The organism is Cupriavidus sp. 05L310 (assembly GCF_056398185.1).
Map to the genome: position 1 here is coordinate 1 of NZ_JBFTOX010000122.1, position 7,255 is coordinate 7,255.

6 protein-coding genes are annotated in these 7,255 nt (G+C 55.5%); all 6 read right to left on the minus strand.

Annotated elements, in window-relative coordinates; genetic code table 11:
* Positions 1–1,453: ImcF-related family protein (locus AC1DS6_RS41995; protein ID WP_477104732.1), on the minus strand; the 1,453-nt coding region annotated here is incomplete at its 3' end.
* The gene (locus AC1DS6_RS42000; protein WP_477104733.1) at positions 1,440–2,705 is read right to left on the minus strand and encodes a hypothetical protein; all 1,266 of its coding nucleotides are present in this window, start codon (positions 2,703–2,705) and stop codon (positions 1,440–1,442) included. The genes AC1DS6_RS42000 and AC1DS6_RS41995, both read right to left, overlap by 14 nt.
* A gap of 2 nt (positions 2,706–2,707) precedes the next feature.
* Positions 2,708–2,947 (minus strand): PAAR domain-containing protein, encoded by a 240-nt coding sequence (locus AC1DS6_RS42005; RefSeq protein ID WP_477104734.1) that lies wholly within the window; start codon positions 2,945–2,947, stop codon positions 2,708–2,710.
* Between the two features lie 297 nt (positions 2,948–3,244).
* Positions 3,245–3,907, minus strand: coding sequence for a hypothetical protein (locus AC1DS6_RS42010; protein WP_477104735.1), 663 nt, complete (start codon positions 3,905–3,907; stop codon positions 3,245–3,247).
* Between the two features lie 3 nt (positions 3,908–3,910).
* Positions 3,911–5,719, minus strand: a complete 1,809-nt coding sequence (locus AC1DS6_RS42015) for a hypothetical protein (RefSeq protein ID WP_477104736.1) — start codon at positions 5,717–5,719, stop codon at positions 3,911–3,913.
* Positions 5,720–6,229: 510 nt separating this feature from the next.
* Positions 6,230–7,255 (minus strand): DUF2345 domain-containing protein (locus AC1DS6_RS42020; protein ID WP_477104737.1); only part of this gene is annotated, 1,026 nt, incomplete at its 5' end.

Sequence of the window (7,255 nt, forward strand, 5' to 3'; positions counted from 1 at the left end):
TCGGCAGTTGCACGAGATCCACCAGGGACGCCTCCAGATCCCGCTGCACGGGCGCGACGAGCAACTCGCGGCTGGCCTGCGTGTATGGCTTCCACAGCGCGGCTAGGACCGCCGGATCGCGATTCAGGCCAAAGCGGGTCGCGAGGGGTGCGCGATGCTGGGTACGGTACTCGTAGCGTTCGATTTGCTGCTGCAAGGCGAGGAGCGCGCGCAGGCGGGCGGCCGGGTTCGGGGCAGACTGGATATCGCTCACGGCCTGCTGGGCGGCTTGCAGGTCCCGCCCGTTCAGCACGCCGGATACCACCATGCCGGCACCCCACAGACCGATGGCCGTCAGGGCCACAACGGAGAACACCGTGACCGGGTGCCAGCCGACGCGGCGGCCCGGCTGGCGGCGGGCCGCCTCGCCCAGGTACTGCCAGAGCGGCAGGTCGGCGCTGGTCGGCGCGCTCGCATCGGTGGCGGCAGGCCGTGGATACGGCGCGAAGACAATACCGCCGACCGGGATGCGCCGGCGCCGCCCGCCATTCAGGCCGGCGATCCAGCTGGCGAGCGCCTTGCCGCGCGTGTCGAGGCGCTGGGAAAGCTTGCCCATGTAGCGGTCGCGTTCGTTCTGCATCAGTTGCGCGACGCCGCGCTGCAGCAGGCGGTCCCGCACCACAAGCAGCGCCTTCTCGATGGCTGCCGCATCCGCAAGACGCGGCAGTTCGCAACCGATGACCGGCGTATTGCCATTGGCGAGCGCGTCCGTCAGGGCCACATCGAGCAGGTAGACCGGGGCGGACCAGCGCAGCACCTCGGCGATGCGCACCAGGCCAATACCGTAGGGATGGGTGACACGACGCTGTGCCGGCAGGTCTGCCGTGCCGTCGGTGGTCAGGACCACGGCGTCCACCGGACAGCGGCGGCGTAGCTTGTAGAGTTGCTTGAGCCAAGCGGCGTCCAGCTGGCCGTCCTTGCCGGACCTGTTCCACAGCAGCACCGCGTCGGGGGTGATCAGCCAACCTTGTTCCGCCAGTTCGGGCAACAGTCGGGCAATGGCAGCATCGTCGCCGGTGATCAACAGCCAGGGCTGGCGATAGCGCGAGCGAAATCCCTTGGTGGCGGATAGCGCCTCGCGGAGGTTCAGCATACGCGACGCTGGGCTTGCAGCCGCCTCCATGACTGGTGCTGACTTGACGCCTGTACGCTTGCGAAACAGCCAGCCAGCGGCCTGATAGGCGCCAACACGCGAAACGAATGCGTGAATTACCATCAGCACCACAACGACTGCAGCGATCCAAAGCGTGGCCGCCTTCTTCTCCTCGACCGTAGCCCATCCCAAATCGCCGCCGCTCAACCAGACCGCGCCCAAGCCGAGAGCGGCTATTGCCAGCACGATCAGCGCAAAGCCCCACGATCGGATCGGTTTGCCCTCTACGGCGCCCTGCGGCCCACTGCTAGCAGGTGACATCTTGATCTCCGTCTTTCGGATATGAATAAACAACGGCGAGTTGCATTTGGCCGCTTTGCGTTGAAATGAGCTGAGGCGCTGTCTCGTCTGTCTCCAGAGCGCCGGCAACGGCAAGCCAGCCTGATACCACGCCAGCATTGCCAACAGATCGGTCCAGGTGGTATTGCCGCTGGCTATCTAACAGATCGGAGAGGTCCGCATCAGCCAATCCGGATGCAACAGCGGCGTCCACCTCCGGCGCGACACCTGCCACCCATAGATGCGCGACCTTTTTGGCATCCGAGAGGCTGGCACGCAGGGCTGCCGCACAGCCTGCTCCGAACTGGCGCAGCGTACAAGCCACCGGGCGATGCAATCTGCCAATCGAACGCACACCTGACGGCAGCGTCAGGTTCTTCGGCATCATCAGCAATGCCACCCCCGCTTCCGCACTCCCCTCGGGCGGCATCTCGTGCAACTGCGTGGCGACCAGGAGCAGAGGCAAAGGCGCTTCGCGGTCGAGCCAGTCGTCCGCCAACATCAATCCCAATGACGAATCCGAATTGGCCACCAGATCGGATTCCAGCCCTGACAGACCGAGCGCATCCAATCTATGCCGCAACTGCAACAGGCGACCTCGAGCCAACTCTGGCGAGCCGTCCACCAGCCGCACTACGGGAGCATAGCGACGGCCTTGCTGCTGCAATTCACGAACCGATTCCACAATCGGTCCGAGCACCACATCGAGCAGAATGTCGAACCGATCCAACGGTGCTCCCACCTCGGCGTCATCGTCGCCCCTCAACACTTGCTCATCCCAGTCTGGTAGTCGACTATGTTGGACAAGCCCGGCGCCCGACCGCACAGCTCGGAAAGCCAGTAGCGTTTCCTTCGATGCCAAGACCTGCATGAGCGCCATACCATCGCCTGGAATGCAGTGGGAGGAGGCCACAACTTCCAGCGGAACTTGAGAACGCAACACCAGTTCACGCAGCCTTTCCTCACGATGTTGGTTGTAAAACAGTGCGCCAAGATAAGCGCTTTCATAGGCTTGCCTGAACCAGCCCAGTAATAACGCAAAAGCAATATGTGGCATCCCCACGATGGCAAACCAGAACCCTGCGCCTTGCGCGGGCTGTCCGGACGACCAAAGAAGCAGCACTGCGCCTGCACCGATAACGTTGCAGCAAAGCCAGAGCAACACCCATCCTCGCGGGCCGGTTCGCTCCGGATACGCTTCTGCCGGACCTGCATCGGAGTAATCGACTGGCATCGTCAGGCTTTGCCCGCTTTCGCAAGCGATGAAATGACCCTGCATCCGCAAGCGCATTTGTGCAAGTGCAGCGCCACTGGTATGCCTTCATCAGTGAACCCTGGGTCGCCTTCCGCAATGTAAGTATCGCCATGCAGCGCGCACTTCGCCGGATCGCCCTGACGAGCCGCTGCGCAACCCAAGAAGATCATCTTCTTCGAGCCAGCCAAGACCTTGCCGCCCCTTTCAAGCTCGTCACCCACTCTGACAATTCCAAACATTGCTTTAGTCCCTTCTCAATACGTTCGCATCGTTTAAGCCTGCGCACGAATCTAGCCCGGCTTATTTCCGCTTAATATTCGCTTCTGACGCGTGCAATTATGCGAATGCTGATCTATTTAGGCCTTTGCGCATACCGCATAGGCGTATTGTGCAATTCACTCGACAGAAGAAACAGGCTGAACAAAAATAGCGGCCAGAGCGCCACATGCCTAATTGCAGGTTCATGACGAAAAATGTTTCATAAACCGATTAATGTGCGGCACAGAAGCGCTATTCGGCTACTCTCGCCCCTCAAACATGGCTGCGCATTTTTCTTGTCGTATCATCTCGGCCCCATATTCTTTCGTTAACGGAATTAATATCTTCTTGTTTGCTTTGACATCCCATACTCCGGGATATGCCTCATTCCCGCAATCTATCTCACCAGATGCAGCAACAAAACGACCATCCTTAGAAATTCTCGCTGTTCCAGGAATATCTACGGCAATAAATCCTTTTCCTCTTAACTGCCTCATGCTCATACCTCTGATATATGATCCATCCAGTGATATTAAGTTTTTCGAACTCCCCACATTTGAAACTATCGCCAAATATCGCGCAGGTCTCACCGCGATCAAATCGAGTGCGACATAAATTCCATGGTCAACATTAATATCAGACAATGCGCCGTTGTTGACCGGAATCATCAGTGACGATATAGTTGCCCCCAATTTGCACTGTTCAAGTGCGCTGATCGGCACGTAACCACGCCCGGAAACAATTAGTGCGGATTTGTCTGAGCTTAATACTGCATACAGTAACTCGCCTTTAATGGCGCACTCCACCTCCCCTTCGTCGTCATTTATTATAATTTTTCCGTTGTTAATTGAATAAATTGTCTCGGCGGCCGCATGACTATAAATAACAAGAAAAATAGAAATCGTGGCTATGAATTTATTCATCGTCTATCCCAATATTTCTTTGGCGGATCTCGTGTATTCAAGCCTTCTCTGCCAATCAATCGTTCCGCCATTGATTGCAGCCGTTACTTTTCGTGATATTTCTCTTTCGCGAGATATCTCTTCTGCTGTCTCGCCTCTATTTGGAAGATCCCGATCCATTTCCACCACAACTCTCGGTCGCAAACCTCTTAAGTACCATGCGCCGCTATCCAAGCAATTTTCCGGAAGAGAAGCGTGTTGTGGATATTCAATGTTCGCTGGAATTTTTATCATTCCATTTCTATTTTTCGCTATGAATTGTGGGTCGGTCCACCACGCTTTTGTAAAGCTTAGTGCTGATATCCATCCGCGATAAACCCAATAATCTGCATAGTTGCTCCTTCCCGTTAGTTGCTTAAAACCTCTGCCTCGAAATTTTTGAGAATCCTCATAATCACAATTACCATTTCTCCAGTCATATGAACTTGATATGTATCCGCCGGTGCTGTTATATTTATTTAGGCGAAACCATGGATCATCTTCGCTCGAAAATTCGCCATACCAGTGTCCCAAGATAGACTCATCTTTTTTTGACATTTGGTTAATTGTGGCTCCGTGAAACCCATTACCAACAATGTTTCCGATCATGCTTCTCTCCTGCATAGACAGCATCCAATCGGACTCTACTGCACCTTGACCAAAGAAATGAGCCTGCCTGACAGGCGTCAAGAATAGGTACTTTCTCAACGCTCTATTCAGTGCGCCACGGTATCTTTCCCTAATTTGATGGGGTGATGGGCTACTGTTAGCCGGATAGCGATTATTTGGGTACACCCTAGAAAATTCTTTCTCGCTCAGCCATCCACACGCTCGAAAGTGCTTTATGAATTTCAATGGATGAAAAAACCATAGTTTTTCGATTGTTGTGTCTGGCAATCCCGTCTTATCCCAGAATTGTATTTTTTCTGTAAATTTAATAAACTTTTCATAACCATTATCGTCTCCGGCGTAATACTCGCCAGCCTGCTTGAGATTTCTGTACCTCTCTTCATTGTTTGTGTTGTCCCACTCCGATGCCATTTCACAGACAAGGCTACGCAATTTCGAGCGCACATCTGAATTCATTTGTAGGTAGTACTGAAGCTCCTGAGAAACATTGGTACTTTCGTGTGGATTATGGGATGCATTATTGTCCGCCAAGATTTTTTTGAGCAAATCAATATCACACAAACCATCGCTAGCAAACGGGCCGCTGCCTTCGCTCAGTTTCTGCCAGCCCGTAAAACTTGGAAAGTCTGCATCCGATAATTTCTGGATGCTGGAGTCGTTGATATCAATATAACCTGTCCCTTCGGTATCAAATTTCACCTTGAACCAAGTCGCGGGGGGCACTTGCGGTGGCGTCGCCGACGCACTGAGGATGCGACCGAAACGGAGCAACTCATAGCCTTCGCTCGGGCAATTCGGATAGAGCGAACTTGCCCGCTTATACAGGTCGTACTCGTACCCCTCTTCGTTGATTGGCTCCGCTGTCAATAGCGTGTGCTGACCATTGCCGTCATCCCGCCACACCCGTGTAAGCTTGTCCCCGCGGTGGAATCGCACCTCGACATAGAGCTTCTTCTGGGTAGCTTCCATGCTCTGCAGTGGAGGAAATGCAATACCATTTAGCTTATGTTGCGCGTTCGTCCCTGGCGGCTGGGCCAGTACCGGTCGACCGATTGGAATCACATAGTAGCTATTTCCCCAGTAGTCAGTCGTTGTCGGCGTCGACGGATTCTCGTTACCGAGTTGGGTCGCGTTGAAGTACGAGTCGAAATCCTCCTTCGTCATGAAGATCTCGAAGTGCAGGAATTGCAGGCCGTGGCATTCTCCGGTCCACCCCAGAATATCCTTTCGGTACACCTTCTTTCCGCCCCCCCGACACCGCGTCCGTCGGCGAGCGTAGCCATTGCGGTAACAGGTTCGCGTTGCAACCTGTCCCCGTGTAGGCTCCAAGATGGCGTAAGTGCATATATAGCGAATAGAACCGTAGCTTGCGGTTCTCGCCGGTTTCGGTCTCGTGTCGGAGCAACACGAACCCGGCATTGCTGTCCTTTGGACCCTCATCGGGCCCCTCAAGGTTTTGGCGAACGCGGTAAGCAATGACCTCGCCGTCTGCGATGGCTCTGACCGGTTCGTTCGCACTCAACGGCGCGATGTGACTACCCCCGTGCCAGCGCCGATCCGCGCAGATGGGGTAGATGCCATGAAACAACTCGCGATCCTTGATCGCATCCATCGCGTCAGTAGCTGCATCACTCTGGCGCGGCAAGTAGGGGGGACTGATAATCATGGTCGTATTTAGTGCGACAAACCGTAGCTGCCGCTGATCTTGAACTCGCTGTTCGCCAGGATAGGAAGCGCTGCGCCAAGGTTGGCCGGGCCGGCATAGCTAAACGATCCGCTCTTGATCTTGAAGTCACCTGGACATCCAATCTCGACGCTGCCCCCTTCCAGCTTGATGTACGCACCACCACACATAAGGGTCAATTTTCCTTTGGCAGCAACGAGTACGTCTTCACTTGCGCTGGCAATATGCAACTGCTTAGCGGCGAACAGGTCCAGTGCGTCGGTCTGTGCCTGGATTTCGACTTTGCCCTTCGCTGCAAAGAGCTTGAAGCCAAGCTTGTGGGCACACAGGGAAATCAGGTCGCCGGCCGCGACGGAAAAACGCTTGACAGCACTGATATCGACATGCTGGCCTGACGTGACAATGACGTTGTCACTCGCACTATGCTGGATCGATTTCGGGGTTAGCAATGCGATCCCGCCTGGTGCAGTCGCGACAAGGCCGGCTGTCTTGAGCTGGTCCAGAGCCGCTTTCAAGGCCGACTGGGTAGCACTGTCAGCTGGCGTCGCATTCGCTTGCGTAGTGGCCTGCGCAAGTGCCGTGACTCTGTCCAGTGCCAGACGTAGTTCTGACAGCGCCTCCTGCATGTCAAGTTGTTGGCCACTTGCATTCTTGCGGACGTCCGCACTTAGCAGCAAACCTTTGCTGCGCAGGCTGCCGGGCGCATCGCTGCGCAGCTCAAATCCCGCGCCGCGTTTCTTGCGTTCGCCGTTGACCATATGCCCCAGGGTCAACTGGCTTTTGCCCGAATGCTCGGTGGAAAGCTGTACGTGTTCCTCGTCCTCCCAGTCTTCCAGTTCGACCTTGTTGCCGCTCTGCGTATGGATAACATTGCGCGACTGCAAGCGGTCCTGGTTGGTGATCAGGTCGACATGCTGGCTGTTGTGATGGAAATGCGCGATATACGGCTTGTTCGGATTGCCGTCGTGGAACGCAATCGCCGCCTCGGTCCCATCCAGCGCCGGGAAGTGAAAGCC

Excerpts from the sequence above, each read along its gene's own strand:
- AC1DS6_RS42015 (WP_477104736.1), bottom strand. The coding sequence starts at position 5,719 with ATGACGAAGGAGGATTTCGACTCGTACTTCAACGCGACCCAACTCGGT.
- AC1DS6_RS42000 (WP_477104733.1), bottom strand. The coding sequence starts at position 2,705 with ATGCCAGTCGATTACTCCGATGCAGGTCCGGCAGAAGCGTATCCGGAG.
- AC1DS6_RS42010 (WP_477104735.1), bottom strand. The coding sequence starts at position 3,907 with ATGAATAAATTCATAGCCACGATTTCTATTTTTCTTGTTATTTATAGT.